Below are 13,732 nucleotides of genomic sequence, written 5' to 3' on the forward strand. Positions count from 1 at the left end.
AAGCGGCCTGGCACCACAAGACCCCCGAACGGACGTACGCGAGAGGGCCAGTCGCGCGCGCCGCGCCGCTCGCCGGGCCGCACGCCGAAGGGCCCGGCTCCTGAAGAGGAACCGGGCCCTTGGTGATACGGCGAGTCCTGGCCGTTCGACGGCGCCTGCCCTTTTCAACTGGCGTCACCTGTAAGGGAGTTGCCAAGACCCCTCTCCCTGGGGCGGGGCCCCACCGCTGGCCTCGGCCGTCACACGCCGCAGGTGGGGGCGTCGGCGAGCCCGCCGGTCAGGCGCCGGCCATCGCCCTGCCGCGCCGGTAGAGGACACCCCCGCCGAGCACGAGCCCGACGGCGGCCCCCGAAGCAGCCCCGAGCAGCGCCGGGTCGGCCCCGGTGTCGGCGAGGTGAGCGGCCGCGGGGGGCGGCGACACGGCCGCGCGACCGACACCCCGAGGCTCGGGGTGCGGGACAACAGGCGCGGGGGCCGCATGCCGGGCCTTCGGTACGTGCGGGGCGGGCGGCGCTCCGGGCGTGCGCGGGGCCTCGGGCGCGGGGGGCGCGTGGTGGACGACGGGCGGTCGCTGGTGCACCGGAGGTACGTGGTGAACAGGAGGCGCGTGATGTGCCGGCGGCGCCTGGTGCCCTGGGGGCATGCGACGTACAGGAGGCGCGAGATGAACGGGAGGGACCGGGGGTGCGTGGTGCAGAGGAGGTGCAGGGTGAACGGGCGGGGCCTCATGCACCGGCGGTACGTGATGCACGGGCGGGGCGTGGTGGACAGGCGGTCCCTGGTGTGCAGGGGGCGCGTGGTGCACAGGTGGTGCATGGTGCACTGACGGGGCGTGATGTACGGGGGGCGCATGGTGCATTGGCGGTACGTGATGTGCAGGGGGTGCATGGTGCACCGGAGGCACGTGACGTACCGGCGGCGCATGGTGCTTCGGCGGTGCGTGGTGCGCCGGGGGCGCGTGGTGCGCCGGGGGCGCGTGGTGCGCCGGGGGCGCGTGGTGCGCCGGTGACCCGCTGTCGCAGTGGTTGCCCATCACCGGGTTGAGCAGGCCCACGACATTCGCCGTGATCCCGCACACCTGCGCCGGAACGTCCACGGGCGCCGGCAGCGCGTTCCCCGCCAGGACGCCCGGGGAGTCACTCGCCACGGCGTTGGCGGAGCCGGCGGCGTCCCGCCGGTGCTGCCCGTGCCCGTACGCGGCGGCGTACTCACGCTCGTACCGAGAAGTGTCCTCGGACCCATGGCTGCCCTCGGAGCCGTACTCGTTCCTGTGCCGATCCGCGTCCTCGCCGCCGCTCTTCCCCCTCTTCCGCTTCCCCTTCTCCGGCTTCTCCCGCTTCTCCGACGGGACGGTCGCGCAGTCGTCGCCGAAGGACGGGCTGAGGGCTCCCGCCGGGTCCACCGTGTTCCCGCACGCCTGGATCGGGGCATCCGCCGGCGCCGAGATCGCGTTCCCCGACAGCAGGCCCGGCGACCCCATGCTCTCGGCGTCGGTGCCGGCCGCCTGAACGTAGCTGCCGCTCATCGAAATGACGCTCGTGGCAGCCACGGCGGTGAACAGGGTCTTGCTGATGACCTGGCGCAATGGGCTGTCTTCCGTAAGTCGGTGGGAAATGGGAAAGGGGCGGAAATGCCGATTTTGGGGCGCGCGAAGGGCACGCCCCAAAATGGGAAATAAGAATGCTGGCGCGCTGTGTCAGTCTTCGTTGACGCAGGTGTTGCCGAACGCCGGGTTCAGGGCGCCGATGACGCTGACGGTGTTGCCGCACACGTTGATCGGGAGGTGGACCGGAACCTGGAGGAGGTTGCCCGACAGAACACCCGGGCTGCCGATCGCGGCGCCTTCGGCGCCGGCGTCGGCGAACACCGGAGTGGCACCACCAGCAGCGATGACCAGACCGGCCACAACCGACGCAGCCTTCATGTACTTCACGTGGTTTTCCTTCCCTCGGCCAAAACGTCACGCAACCAGTCGTTGCTCACGGCGCGTTGCCAGAACTTTCGCCCAAGTAGCCGCTGACGACCGGGTAACGAATGATCAAGGGAAAGGAAACCGAATGAGAAGAGCCGCCCCGGGTTCCTCACCCATATGCCAGGGAGCGGGGCCCCTGCTTCTCCGCGCCCTGTCCGCAAGGGATTTGGCGCACAAATGAACTCGGGCCGCTACGGCCCCAAGGGGACCGCGGCAGCCCGAGCCGCCACGTACCGGACTCAGTGGTTCTGGGTGCCATTGCCAGAGAGAACCGGGATCTGGTCCAGGATGCGCGAGAGCGGCTCATCGCCCTTCGCCTGGGTCGAGTTCTCGGTGCACTGCTGGTTCTGCGGCGCCGAGAGGACGGGCACGTCCTGGAGCACTGAGACCGGCACGAAACCGACGATGGAGGCGAGGTTGGCCTTGACCGGAACACCGACGCAGACCTTGTTCAGCGAGCCCTGGACGAGGGAGAGTTGGGGGCTCATGTCGCCGGTGGTCTTCGAGTTGCCGAAGGCCTGCTTCGCGCCGTTGCCGCTGAACGAGGTCGCGCTGTCGGAGCTGCCGATGGCCATGGCATCGGAGGCCAGCACGGCGGAGGCGCCGACAAGCGAAACGGGTGGCATCGGATCTCCATATAATCCCCATCATAAAGGGAGTTGAATACCCCGTCGATGTCATTTTCGTACGACCGAAAGAGTGAAGAGCAGAAACCAATCGGCAAGGGGGCAGGTTGAACAGATGGCTCCTTATGGGGGCATCCGCGTATGGGGCATCCACCAGAAAGGGACCAGCGTGATCAAGAAGGCTATGGCGACTGCAGCCGTCGGCGCGTCGGTCGTCGGGGCATCCGCGGCGATGGCGCCGCAGGCGATGGCGATCGGCAGCGCCGACGGCACCACTTCGGTCAGCGGCAACGGCGCGATGCAGGCGTACGGGAACTCCACCACGTACGGCAACATGAGCCCGCAGATTGCTCTGATCCAGGGCTCGTTCAACAAGCCCTGCATCGCCCTGCCGGCCAAGGCCAACCTCGCCTCCATCGTCGGCGTCGTGCCGGTCTCCGCGCTCCAGGATGTCCCCGTCCTGTCCGCGCCGCAGAACCAGCAGTGCACCGAGAACTCGACCCAGGCCAAGGGCGACGAGCCGCTCTCGCACGTCCTGGACCAGATCCCGGTTCTCTCCGGCAACGGCACCGGCACCGGCAACCACTGAGCCCAGGTTCCCCCAGGACAGCCGGACCGCTGCCAATCCCTTCGGCGGTTCGGCACCCTATCTTCACGGGCCGGTTCACCGGGATTTCCAGTGAACCGGCCTTTGCCGTGCCCGGCGCCGGGCGACGGAATCAAGAAGGCCAGCTGGGGCGGTTGATGAGCTGGTTCCACTCCCAGTCGGGCCGTCCAGGAATCGTTCGCCCTTCGGCGGCCCAGGAACGCACCAGAGCCGCGTAGAGGGGTTCGGCCGCCGCCTCGCTCTCGAATCGCTGCCGGGTGATCGGGATGAAAGTCTGCCGGCGCCAGGCGCCCTGCGTCTCCGTCATGTTTCCTCACCATCGGTTCGCGGTTACTGCCTAATACCACGGCCGGGCGGAGTCGATTCCCAAAATGCTCTGTCCGGCGGACAGAGCGTAACCAAAAGAGATCCTCACCGTTTCTCTCAACGGATCCCCGTCAGTGGAATCAGACCAACAGGACTAGCCATGCAGAAGTTGTGGTCGGACGCGGCCGTCGCCACAGCCGTGTCCGGTGTCGCGAGGCTGGCCGCGCCGCAGGCGATGGCGATCGACAGCCACAGCGGCACCACGTCGCTCAGCGGCAACGGCGCGAAGCAGGCCTTCGGCAACTCCAAGACCGACGGCGACATGAGCCCTCAGATGACCCTGGTCCAGGGCTCGCTGAACAAGGTCTGCGCCGGTGTTCCGGTCAAGGTCAACGCCGCGTCCATCGTCGGCGTCGTGCCGGTCTCCGCGCTCCAGGACGTGCCGGTCCTCTCGGCGCCGCAGAACCAGCAGTGCACCGAGAACTCGACCCAGGCCAAGGGCGACGAGCCGCTCTCGCACGTCCTGGACCAGGTCCAACTGCTGTCCGGCAACGGTACCGACAACCACTGAGCAGCCTGAACGACGGTCACCCGGGGCCGGCCGGCCGCCGTCGGAGCGCCGTGGGCCCGGTCATCGCGACCGTACCCGCGGCGCTCCGCCATGTCTCAGGCCGGGACCACGGCTCAGCGCAGGGCCTCGTCGAGCAGCACCGCCCACTGCGCCACGACCCGCTCCCGGCGCGCCGCGTCGTCGGTGAGCAGGTTCGCCAGGCCCAGGCCCCGGGCCATGTCGAGGAAGCCCTGCACCGTCTCCCGTACGCCGGGTACGGATTCGTCGGCGGCGAGCAGGTCCACCGCGATGCGGTGCGACTCGCGGCCCACCCTGGCCTCCAACTCTGTTACCCGGGAGTGCAGTTGGGGTTCATTGGCCGCGGCGACCCACAGGTGCAGCGCGGCCCGGAACAGCGGCCCGGTGTAGAGGCCGACGAGGGCGCGGACCACTTGCCCGCGGTCCGTGCGGTCCAGGGCGCGCAGGGCCGAGGACCGCTGTTCGGCGACGTACTCGACCGCCGCCGTGAACAGGTCCTCGCGGGTCGGGAAGTGGTGCTGGGCGGCGCCCCGTGAGACCCCGGCGCGCTCGGCGACCACCGACACGGTCGAGCCCGCCCAGCCGTGCTCGGCCAGGCAGGCCACGGCGGCTTCCAGGAGACGCTGCCGGGTGGCCCGGCTGCGGTCCTGCTTCGGGGTCTTCGGTGGGGTCACAACACCCATGCGGGGTCCCGTCGTTCGAGGAAGGCTGTCCCTCCCTCCCGCGCCTCGGCGGAGGCGAAGAGGGACGCCGAGCGGGCGGTCAGTTCCTTGGACCAGCGGTCGAAGGTCTCCGCCACGGTAGCCGTGACCAGAGCCTTCGACGCGGCCAGGCCCCCCGGCGACGACCTGCGCAGCCCGTCGAGGACCGGCTCCAGGGCCTCGTCCACGTCGTCGGCGGCCAGCGTCACAAGTCCCGTACGGGCCGCCTCCGCCGCGTCGAACCGCTCCCCCGTGAGGAAGTAGCGGCCCGCCGCGCGGGCGTCCATGCGGGCCAGGACCGGCATGGAGATCACCGCCGGTGCCACGCCGAGCCGCGCCTCGGTGAACGCGTACGAGGACGCCGGGCCCGCCACCGCGATGTCGCACGCGGCGAGCAGGCCGAGGCCGCCCGCGCGGACATGGCCGGTGACCCGCGCCACGACGGGTTTGGGGAGCTCCACCACGGTACGCATCAGCGCCACGAAGGCCGCCGGGTCGGGCGGCGCCTTCAGGTCGGCGCCCGCGCAGAACGTGCCGCCGGTGTGGGTGAGCAGCACCGCCCGCACGTCCGGGTCGTCGGCGCACCGCGCGAGCGCCGCCCCCAACTCGGCCACCAGGCCCGCCGACAGCGCGTTGCGGTTGGCTGGCGAGTCGAGGGCGAGGGTGGTGATGCCCCGGTCGTGGGCGGTCCGGATGAGGGTCATGCGCCGTCCTTCTCCCGTTGCCGCAGCTCGCGCCGGAGGATCTTGCCGGAGGCCGCCCGGGGCACGCCCTCGATGAACTCCACCCGGCGGAGCTTCTTGTACGGGGCGACGCGTTCGGCGACGTACGCCATCACCTCGTCCGCGCCGAGGTCCGGCGCGCCCGGCCGGCGGACGACGAAGGCCTTGGGCACCTCGTTGCCGTCGGTGTCGTACACGCCGATGACGGCGGCGTCCGCGATGGCGGGGTGGGTGAGCAGGAGTGCCTCCAGGTCGGCGGGGGCGACCTGGAAGCCCTTGTACTTGATGAGTTCCTTCACCCGGTCGACGACGTACAGCCAGCCGTCCTCGTCCACCCGGCCGACGTCGCCGGTGTGCACCCAGCCCTCGGCGTCGATCAGGGCGGCGGTGGCGTCGGGGCGGCCGAGGTAGCCCTTCATGACCTGGGGGCCCCGGATCGCGACCTCGCCCTCCGCGCCCGGTTCCGCGTCGCGGGCCGGGTCGTCCAGGCGCAGGATGCGCATCTCGGTGGAGGGCAGGAGCTTGCCGACCGCGCCGGGCGGAGGGTTCGGGACGGCGAGCGGGACCGCGTGGGTGCCCGGGGACAGTTCGGTCATGCCGTACGCCTGCCGTACCGGCGGCAGTTTCAGCCGGGCCGAACAGGCCGCCGCCAGACGGGAGTCGAGAGGGGCTGCGGCACTGACGACGTACTCCAGGGACGACAGGTCGTACTGTGCGACCGCCGGGTGCTTGGCCAGCGCGAGGACGATCGGCGGGGCGACGTACAGGCCGGTGATGCGGTGCTTCTCGATCGCGCCGAGGAACTGGTCGAGGTCGAAGCGCGGCAGCACGACGACGGTGGCGCCGCAGCGCAGGGGCGCGTTCATGAGGGCGGTCATGCCGTAGATGTGGAAGAAGGGCAGCACGGCGAGGATGCGCTCGCCGGGCACCGTCGGGACCAGCGGGTGCAGCTGCGCCAGATTGGTGGCGATGCTGCGGTGGCTGAGCATGACCCCTTTTGGGACGCCGGTGGTGCCGGACGAGTACGGCAGTACGGCGATGTCCTCGCCGGGGTCGATGCTCGCGGCGGGCTCGGGCGCGTCGGTCCGCAGCAGGTCGTGCACGATCGAACGGTGTCCCTCGGCCCGGTCGCAGACGAATATCTCCTCGACGCCGCCGATGAGTTGGGCGGCCCGGCGGGCGGTCTCCAGGAGCGGGGAGACGGTGACGATCCAGCGTGCGGCGGAGTCCGCGAGCTGCTTCGCGAACTCCTCGGCGGTGCACGCCGGGTGGACGGTGGTGACGGATGCTCCGGCGCGAGTGGCACCGTAGAACACGGCCGGGTAGAGCACCGAGTTGGGGCTGTGCAGGGCGAGCACGTCCCCTTTGCGCACACCGGACGCGGCGAGCGCGGCGGCCAACCTGCGGTGCTGTACGTCGAGTTGGCCATAGGTGATGGAGGTGGTCCCGCTCGGGTCCGTGCCGTCGATGAGCGCCACGGCGTCCGGGTACGCGGCGGTGGAGCGGGCGAGGACCGCCTCGTGAATGGGCTCGTCCACGACGGACACATCGGCGTACTCGCTGCGGTAGACACGGGGTGCGGGAACGGAAGGGGAGTCCATATAGGGGTCTCCTAGTACGACTGAGCGAACTTGTCGAGGTCCGGGGGGCCGCAGCCCCCTAGGGGCGCGGGAAACTGCGCGATCAGCCACGGCGGACCCGCAGCCGAATGACTCAGCACCCCGCGGAGCGGCTAGTACGACCTGGGAAGCCCCAAGGACTGGTGTGACACGTAGTTGAGGATCATTTCGCGGCTGACCGGGGCGATCCTGGCGACGCGGGCGGCCGTGATGAGCGAGGCGAGGCCGTACTCGCGGGTCAGGCCGTTGCCGCCGAGGGTGTGGACGGCCTGGTCGACCGCCTTGACGCAGGCCTCGGCGGCCGCGTACTTGGCCATGTTGGCGGCCTCACCCGCCCCGATGTCGTCGCCCGCGTCGTACAGCGCGGCCGCCTTCTGCATCATCAGGCGGGCCAGTTCGAGCTCGATGTGGGCCTGGGCGAGGGGGTGGGCGACGGCCTGGTGGCCGCCGATGGGGAGCTTCCACACCTGCCGGGTCGTCGCGTAGTCGACGGCCCGGGTGAGCGCGTAGCGGCCCATGCCGATCGCGAACGCGGCCGTCATGATGCGCTCCGGGTTGAGCCCGGCGAAGAGCTGGAGCAGACCGGCGTCCTCGTCGCCGACGAGCGAGTCGGCGGGCAGCCGTACGTCGTCCAGGACCAGCTCGAACTGCTTCTCCGCCGCCTGGAGTTCCATGTCGATCTGCGAGCGCTGGAAGCCGGGGGCGTCGCGCGGGACGATGAAGAGGCAGGGCTTGAGACTGCCGGTCCTGGCGTCCTCGGTGCGGCCGACGATGAGGGTGGCGTCGGCTATGTCGACGCCGGAGATGAAGACCTTGCGGCCGGTGAGGATCCAGCCGTCCCCGTCGCGCCGGGCGGTGGTGGTGATGCGGTGCGAGTTGGAGCCCGCGTCGGGTTCGGTGATGCCGAAGGCCATGGTGAGAGAGCCGTCGGCGAGGCCCGGCAGCCATTTCCGCTTCTGCGTGGCGGTGCCGAAGCGGGCGATGACCGTGCCGCAGATGGCGGGCGAGACGACCATCATGAGGAGGGGACAGCCCGCCGCCCCCAACTCCTCAAGAACGATGGACAGTTCGGCCATCCCGCCGCCCCCGCCGCCGTACTGCTCGGGCAGGTTGACGCCGAGGTAGCCGAGCTTGGCGGCCTCCGACCACAGGGCCGCGCGGTCGAACCCGCGCCCGTGCCGGGCGCCGAGCGCGGCGACGGCGGCGCGCAGATCCTTGTTCTCCTGGCTCTCGATGACGCTGGCTGCACTCATGACGGCGATTCCTCCTGGACTACGGCGAGCAGGGCACCGACCTCGACCTGGCGGCCGGGGACGGCGTGGAGCGCGGTGAGCGTGCCGGAGGCGGGAGCGGTGATACGGTGCTCCATCTTCATGGCCTCCAGCCAGAGCAGCGGTCGGCCCGCGACGACGCGGCAGCCTTCCACAAGACCGTCGGCGACCCGGACGACCACCCCCGGCATGGGGGCGAGCAGCGAGCCGGGCGCGATGAGGTCGCCGGGGTCGGTGAAGCGGGGGTGCGCGGCGAGGGCGTACCCGCCCGACGGGGTGTCGACGTACACGGTGCCGTCGTACGCCGCAACGGTGAACTCCCTTGCCACTCCGTCTATTTCGAGCCGTACGCGATCGGGTGCGGCCGCTTCGAGGCGCACCTCGGGGTAGCCGTCGGCTTCGAGTCCGTGGCGGGTGAGGCGGTAGCGGATCTCGTGTTCGCCGTACCGCTTGACCTGGGGCCCCGAGGGTACGTTGCGCCAGCCGCCGCCGAACCGGCCGGTCCGCGCGGACGCGTCGGCGAGGGCGGCGGCGAGGGCCGCGTAGTGCGCGCCGGGTGCGGGTTCGGTGAGCTCGGGCAGGTGGCGGTCGTAGAAGCCGGTGTCGAGCCGGGCCCCGGTGAAGTCCGGGTGGCGCAGGGAGCGTACGAGCAGGTCGCGGTTGGTCAGCGGGCCGTGGACGCGGGCGCGTTGGAGGGCGCGGGCGAGCTTGCGGGCGGCCTCGGCGCGGGTCGGGGCGTGGGTCACGGCCTTGGCGAGCAGGGGGTCGTAGTGGACGCCGATGGTGTCGCCGGAACCGTAGCCGCTGTCCAATCGGACGCCGGGAACGGAGAGTTGGTGGACGGTGCCCGTCTGCGGGGCCCAGCCGTTGGCGGGGTCCTCGGCGTACAGGCGGGCCTCGATGGCGTGGCCCTGCGGGGTGGGCGGGTCCTTCGGGAGGGCGTCGCCTTCGGCGATGCGGAGCTGGAGGGCCACGAGGTCGATGCCGAACACGGCCTCGGTGACGGGGTGTTCGACCTGGAGGCGGGTGTTCATCTCCAGGAAGTGGGCCCTGCCGTCGGCGACCAGGAACTCGACGGTGCCCGCGCCCCGGTAGTCGGTCGCCTTCGCCGCGCGTACCGCAAGGTCGTGCAGTTCGTCGGTCAGCTCGGGGGTGATGCCGGGCGCCGGGGCCTCCTCGATGACCTTCTGGTGGCGGCGCTGGAGGGAGCAGTCGCGGGTGCCGAGCGCCCAGACCGTGCCGTGGGCGTCGGCGAGGATCTGCACCTCGATGTGGCGACCGCCCTCGATGTACGGCTCGACGAAGACTTCGCCGTCACCGAAGGCACTGAGGGCTTCGGTGCGGGCGGCTGTCAACTGGTCACTGATATCAACCAGTTGACGAACGATGCGCATCCCGCGCCCGCCGCCACCTGCCGCGGCCTTCACCAGCAGGGGAAGGTCGGCCTCGGTGACATCGGACAGGTCCAGCGGCGGCAGACCCATGAGTTCCTTGGCGCGGGTTTTGGACGCCATGGCCTCGATGGCCTCGGGGGGCGGGCCGATCCAGGTGAGCCCGGCGTCGGTGACCGCCCGCGCGAAACCGGCGTTCTCGGACAGGAAGCCGTACCCCGGGTGCACGGCGTCGGCGCCCGCCGCGAGGGCCGCCTTCACGATGAGGTCGCCGCGCAGATACGTGTCGGCGGGTGTCGCCCCCGGCAGCCGTACGGCCGTGTCCGCCTCCCGCACGTGCAGCGCGCCCGCGTCGGCGTCGGAGAACACCGCGACCGTGGCGATGCCCAGGTCACGGCAGGTGCGGAAGACCCGGCAGGCTATCTCGCCCCGGTTGGCGACGAGCAGGGTGCTGATGGCGGTCATCGGGGCCTCACATCCGGAAGATGCCGAAGCCGCCGCGGGCGCCTTCGACGGGGGCGGTGTGGATCGCCGACAGGCAGAGCCCGAGGACGGTCCGGGTGTCGCGGGGATCGATGACCCCGTCGTCGTACAGCCGCCCGGACAGGAACATCGGCAGCGACTCGGCCTCGATCTGCTGCTCCACCATCGCGCGCAACGCCGCGTCCGCGTCGTCGTCGTACGGCTGCCCCTTGGCCTCGGCGGAGGCGCGGGCCACGATCGACAGGACGCCGGCGAGCTGCTGCGGCCCCATGACGGCGGACTTGGCGCTCGGCCAGGCGAAGAGGAAGCGGGGGTCGTAGGCACGGCCGCACATACCGTAGTGGCCGGCGCCGTAGGAGGCGCCGAGCAGGACCGACAGATGCGGCACGCGGGAATTGGACACCGCGTTGATCATCATCGCGCCGTGTTTGATGATGCCGCCCTGCTCGTACTCCGTGCCGACCATGTAGCCGGTGGTGTTGTGCAGGAAGAGGAGGGGGATGTCGCGCTGGTTCGCCAACTGGATGAACTGGGCGGCCTTCTGGGACTCGGCGGAGAAGAGCACACCCTGGGCGTTGGCGAGGATGCCGACGGGATAGCCGTGCAGCTCGGCCCAGCCCGTGACCAGGCTCGGCCCGTACAGCGGCTTGAACTCGTCGAAGTCGGAGCCGTCCACGATCCGGGCGATGACCTCGCGCGGGTCGAAGGGGGTCTTCAGGTCCTCGGGCACGATGCCGAGCAGCTCGTCCTCGTCGTACTTGGGCGGCTCGGCGAGCGTCGGCGGATCCGGTTGCGCCTTGCGGTGGTTGAGGCGGGCGACGATGCGGCGGGCCTGGCGGATCGCGTCCCGCTCGTCCATGGCGAAGTGGTCGGCCAGACCGGAGGTGCGGGCGTGCATCTCGGCGCCGCCCAGCGACTCGTCGTCGCTCTCCTCGCCGGTGGCCATCTTGACGAGCGGCGGCCCGCCGAGGAACACCTTCGACCTCTCCTTGATCATCACCGTGTGGTCGGACATGCCCGGGATGTACGCCCCGCCCGCCGTGGAGTTGCCGAAGACGACCGCGATCGTCGGGATACCGGCGGCGGACAGCCGCGTGATGTCCCGGAAGATCGCACCGCCCGGAATGAAGATCTCCTTCTGCGAGGGCAGATCCGCGCCGCCGGACTCCACGAGGCTGATGCAGGGGAGCCGGTTGGTGTACGCGATCTCGTTCGCGCGCAGCGCCTTCTTGAGGGTCCAGGGGTTGGACGCGCCGCCGCGCACGGTCGGGTCGTTGGCGGTGATCAGGCACTCGACGCCCTCGACAGTGCCGATGCCGGTCACCATCGAGGCGCCCACGGGGTAGTCGCTGCCCCACGCCGCGAGGGGGGACAGTTCGAGGAACGGCGTGTCGGGGTCGAGGAGCAGCTCGATGCGCTCGCGCGGCAGGAGTTTGCCGCGCCTGCGGTGGCGCTCGGCGTACTTCTCACCACCGCCGGCCAGAGCCTTGGCGTGCTCGGCCTCCAGCTCGGCGAGCTTGGCCCGCATGGCCGCGCGGGCGGCGCGGTAGTCGGGGGTGGTGGGGTCGAGGGCGGTGGGGAGGGTGGGCATGGGGGCTCCTGGGGGCAACGCCGAAATCAAGCCCGTCCGGCGTTTGAGGACTGGGGGTCCGGGGGCGAAGCCCCCGGTTCGGGAAGGGGCGGGGTGGGGAAAAATCACTCCAGCAGAGCCACCGGCACATCCACCTCCCGGCTCCGCAGCCACTCCCCCAACCCCTTCGCCTGGGGATCAAAGCGGGCCTGGGACGCGACCCCCTCCCCCAGCAACCCCTCCACCACGAAGTTCAGCGCCCGCAAGTTCGGAAGAAGGTGACGGGTGACGTCCAACTCCCCTACCTCAGGCAGCAGTTGACGGAACCGCTCAACCGTCAGCGCATGAGCGATCCACCCCCACGCCGCATCCGACCGCACCCAAACCCCCACATTCGCGTCCCCACCCTTGTCCCCGCTCCGCGCCCCCGCCACCAGCCCCAGCGGCACCCGCCGAGTCGGCCCCGAGGGAGCGAACGGAGGCAGGGGCGGTTCCGGGACCGCAGCGAGAGCCGCCGTGCGGGCGGGCGGTGGGATCAACTCCCGTACGCCGTCGGCGTGTACGGCCATGTGCTCCACCGAGCCCGCCGCCACGTACGCCGCCTCGAACACCCCGTACGGCGCGCCCTTCCCCGGCGGGGCCGTGACGTGGAAGCCCGGGTAGCTGGCGAGGGCGAGTTCGACGGCGGCGCCGCTCACGACCCGGCCGACCGCGTCCGGGTCGGAGTCGCGGACGACCAGGCGCAGCAGCGCGCTCGCGCACTCCTCGGTGGCGGCGTCCGGCCGGTCGGTGCGGGACAGCTCCCACTTCACGTGCGCCGGACGCTGTTTGGCGCGGGCGAAGGCGTCCTCGATCTGCTCCCGTACCAGCCGGGCCTTCGCCTCGATGTCGAGGCCGGTCAGCACGAACACGACCTCGTTGCGCCAGCCGCCGATGCGGTTGAGCCCGGCCTTGAGGGTCGGCGGCGGCGCCTCGCCCCGCACTCCGGTGATGCGCACCCGGTCGGGCCCGTCCTGGTCGAGGCGTACGGTGTCGAGCCGCGCGGTGACGTCGGGCCCGGCGTACCGGGCGCCGGACGTCTCGTACAGGAGCTGCGCGGTGACCGTGCCGGTGTCGACCACTCCGCCGGTGCCGGGGTGCTTGGTGATGACGGCGGTGCCGTCGGCGTGGAGTTCGGCGAGCGGGAAGCCGGGGCGCCTGAGGTCGCGGCCCGCGAATTCGGTGAATTCCGTGAATTCCGTGAAGAAGGAGTAGTTCCCGCCGGTGGCCTGCGCGCCGCACTCCAGGACGTGCCCGGCGACGACCGCGCCCGCGAGCGCGTCGTACTCCTCGGGTCCCCAGCCGAACCACCACGCGGCCGGCCCGGTGACCAGGGCCGCGTCCGTCACCCGCCCCGTGACGACGATGTCGGCCCCGCCGCGCAGACAGGCCGCGATCCCGGCGCCGCCCAGGTAGGCGTTGGCGGTCAGGGCGCCTTCGGGCAGCGGCAGCCCGTCGCCCTCGACGTGTGCGACCCGCACCGCTACACCCACCCGATCCGCCAACTCCCGAACGGCGTCGGCGAGTCCGCCCGGGTTGAGCCCGCCCGCGTTGGCAACGATCCGCACCCCGCGCTCCCGCGCCAGCCCGAGGCACTCCTCCAATTGCCGCAGGAACGTCTTGGCGTACCCGAGGCGGGGGTCGCGCAGCCGGTCCCGGCCGAGGATCAGCAGGGTGAGCTCGGCGAGGTAGTCGCCGGTGAGCACGTCGAGCGGGCCGCCGGTCAGCATCTCCCGCATCGCGTCGAACCGGTCGCCGTAGAACCCGGAGGCGTTGCCGATGCGCAGCATTCGGCCGTCGCTGCCCATTCGGCTACCGCTGTCTATTCGGCTACCG

The 13,732-nt window shown here is 71.2% G+C and carries 13 protein-coding genes and 1 pseudogene; 2 read left to right on the forward strand and 12 right to left on the reverse strand.

Annotated elements, in window-relative coordinates; genetic code table 11:
• Positions 1–277: 277 nt before the first annotated feature.
• The 4 genes and pseudogenes from ACIBK6_RS27300 to ACIBK6_RS27315 all read right to left on the reverse strand — a co-directional run bounded on the left by ACIBK6_RS27300 (position 278) and on the right by ACIBK6_RS27315 (position 2,598).
• Entirely contained in the window at positions 278–580 is a 303-nt protein-coding gene (locus tag ACIBK6_RS27300; protein WP_399054209.1) for a hypothetical protein, read from the reverse strand.
• A 450-nt stretch (positions 581–1,030) separates the two neighbouring features.
• Positions 1,031–1,525: pseudogene (locus tag ACIBK6_RS27305) on the reverse strand (chaplin); the annotation flags it as partial.
• Positions 1,526–1,696: 171 nt separating this feature from the next.
• Complete coding sequence (locus tag ACIBK6_RS27310) at positions 1,697–1,933, reverse strand: chaplin (RefSeq protein WP_399054019.1); 237 nt, start codon at positions 1,931–1,933, stop codon at positions 1,697–1,699.
• A 278-nt stretch (positions 1,934–2,211) separates the two neighbouring features.
• Positions 2,212–2,598: a rodlin gene (locus ACIBK6_RS27315; RefSeq protein WP_399054021.1), complete on the reverse strand. Its 387-nt coding sequence runs from the start codon at positions 2,596–2,598 to the stop codon at positions 2,212–2,214.
• A 169-nt stretch (positions 2,599–2,767) separates the two neighbouring features.
• Between ACIBK6_RS27315 and ACIBK6_RS27320 the strand changes: the two genes are divergently transcribed.
• Positions 2,768–3,187, forward strand: coding sequence for a rodlin (locus ACIBK6_RS27320; protein ID WP_399054022.1), 420 nt, complete (start codon positions 2,768–2,770; stop codon positions 3,185–3,187).
• A 130-nt stretch (positions 3,188–3,317) separates the two neighbouring features.
• Here ACIBK6_RS27320 and ACIBK6_RS27325 read toward each other — a convergent pair whose 3' ends face one another.
• Positions 3,318–3,512 (reverse strand): hypothetical protein, encoded by a 195-nt coding sequence (locus tag ACIBK6_RS27325; protein WP_399054023.1) that lies wholly within the window; start codon positions 3,510–3,512, stop codon positions 3,318–3,320.
• Between the two features lie 159 nt (positions 3,513–3,671).
• Between ACIBK6_RS27325 and ACIBK6_RS27330 the strand changes: the two genes are divergently transcribed.
• Positions 3,672–4,082: a rodlin gene (locus ACIBK6_RS27330; RefSeq protein ID WP_399054024.1), complete on the forward strand. Its 411-nt coding sequence runs from the start codon at positions 3,672–3,674 to the stop codon at positions 4,080–4,082.
• 113 nt (positions 4,083–4,195) lie between these two features.
• Here the strand turns inward: ACIBK6_RS27330 and ACIBK6_RS27335 are convergent, their stop codons facing one another.
• The 7 genes from ACIBK6_RS27335 to ACIBK6_RS27365 all read right to left on the reverse strand — a co-directional run bounded on the left by ACIBK6_RS27335 (position 4,196) and on the right by ACIBK6_RS27365 (position 13,704).
• Positions 4,196–4,783: a TetR/AcrR family transcriptional regulator gene (locus tag ACIBK6_RS27335; RefSeq protein WP_399054025.1), complete on the reverse strand. Its 588-nt coding sequence runs from the start codon at positions 4,781–4,783 to the stop codon at positions 4,196–4,198.
• Positions 4,771–5,505: an enoyl-CoA hydratase family protein gene (locus ACIBK6_RS27340; protein ID WP_399054026.1), complete on the reverse strand. Its 735-nt coding sequence runs from the start codon at positions 5,503–5,505 to the stop codon at positions 4,771–4,773. The genes ACIBK6_RS27335 and ACIBK6_RS27340 overlap by 13 nt, the downstream gene beginning before the upstream one ends.
• Positions 5,502–7,124 carry an AMP-binding protein gene (locus ACIBK6_RS27345; protein WP_399054027.1) on the reverse strand — a complete coding sequence of 541 codons (1,623 nt, stop codon included), beginning with the start codon at positions 7,122–7,124 and terminating at the stop codon, positions 5,502–5,504. Before ACIBK6_RS27345 ends, ACIBK6_RS27340 begins: the two co-directional genes overlap by 4 nt.
• 131 nt (positions 7,125–7,255) lie before the next feature.
• Positions 7,256–8,395, reverse strand: a complete 1,140-nt coding sequence (locus ACIBK6_RS27350) for an acyl-CoA dehydrogenase family protein (RefSeq protein WP_399054028.1) — start codon at positions 8,393–8,395, stop codon at positions 7,256–7,258.
• Complete coding sequence (locus tag ACIBK6_RS27355; RefSeq protein WP_399054029.1) at positions 8,392–10,269, reverse strand: biotin carboxylase N-terminal domain-containing protein; 1,878 nt, start codon at positions 10,267–10,269, stop codon at positions 8,392–8,394. The genes ACIBK6_RS27350 and ACIBK6_RS27355 overlap by 4 nt, the downstream gene beginning before the upstream one ends.
• Before the next feature lie 7 nt (positions 10,270–10,276).
• A complete protein-coding gene (locus tag ACIBK6_RS27360) occupies positions 10,277–11,878 on the reverse strand; it encodes an acyl-CoA carboxylase subunit beta (RefSeq protein ID WP_399054030.1) in 1,602 nt (533 codons plus the stop codon).
• Between the two features lie 104 nt (positions 11,879–11,982).
• A complete protein-coding gene (locus ACIBK6_RS27365) occupies positions 11,983–13,704 on the reverse strand; it encodes an acyclic terpene utilization AtuA family protein (RefSeq protein ID WP_399054031.1) in 1,722 nt (573 codons plus the stop codon).
• Positions 13,705–13,732 lie beyond the last annotated feature (28 nt).

The organism is Streptomyces sp. NPDC050485, assembly GCF_044458185.1.
GTDB lineage: Bacteria > Actinomycetota > Actinomycetes > Streptomycetales > Streptomycetaceae > Streptomyces.